Origin of the sequence: Pseudomonas sp. W15Feb9B (genome assembly GCF_000828175.1) — a bacterium.
GTDB classification, from domain to species: Bacteria; Pseudomonadota; Gammaproteobacteria; order Pseudomonadales; family Pseudomonadaceae; genus Aquipseudomonas; species Aquipseudomonas parakoreensis.
This window is the reverse complement of record NZ_JTKF01000071.1, coordinates 1-203: the sequence shown is the minus strand read 5'-3', so window position 1 is coordinate 203 and position 203 is coordinate 1. Positions and strand designations below refer to the sequence as shown.

1 protein-coding gene is annotated in these 203 nt (G+C 60.6%); it reads right to left on the bottom strand.

Features of this window, described 5'->3' with window-relative positions:
* A partial coding sequence (locus tag OC71_RS26185; protein WP_041074853.1) for a hypothetical protein occupies positions 1-203 on the bottom strand: 203 nt, incomplete at both ends.

Genomic DNA, 203 nt, shown 5'->3' with positions numbered 1-203 from the left:
TCGAGGGTCGCATTGGCAGTCGTACCATTGTCGTCCACCACGGTGACGGCGAACTGCTCGGGCAGGTTGTTGGCGCCGTTGGCGGTTGGGTGGGCGTCGTTGTGATCCAGCGTGTAGCTATAACTCACTACACCGGTCGTTGCGTTGAAACCGGTGATGGTCAGCGTGCTGCCGAGCGGTGTAGTCACCGATTGTGGGAAGCC